Annotated in this window: 1 protein-coding gene; it reads left to right on the top strand. The window is 29.0% G+C overall.

The annotated features are described in order from the left end of the window. Nucleotides 1-85: 85 nt before the first annotated feature. On the top strand, nt 86-255 hold a 170-nt coding region (locus GUI70_RS25975; protein ID WP_438503519.1), incomplete at its 3' end, for a phosphorylase family protein.

Raw genomic sequence — 255 nt, 5'->3', positions numbered from 1 at the left:
GAAAATCATGATACTTGTCGTTGTAGTGATTAAAATGTGATAAAATAACAAATGCTAGGATTTTTTAAAAGAGGTGAATCAAAAGATGATTGGTATAATTGGTGCCATGGAAGAAGAAGTAACAATATTAAAAAATAAATTAACACAATTAAGCGAAATTTCAGTTGCACATGTTAAATTTTATACTGGCATTTTAAAAGATAGAGAAGTAGTGATTACCCAAAGCGGCATTGGAAAAGTTAATGCTGCAATTTC

The sequence above is a fragment of the Deinococcus alpinitundrae genome, from assembly GCF_009982895.1.
Lineage (GTDB): Bacteria > Deinococcota > Deinococci > Deinococcales > Deinococcaceae > Deinococcus > Deinococcus alpinitundrae.
This window is presented reverse-complemented; position numbering and strand designations above follow the sequence as displayed.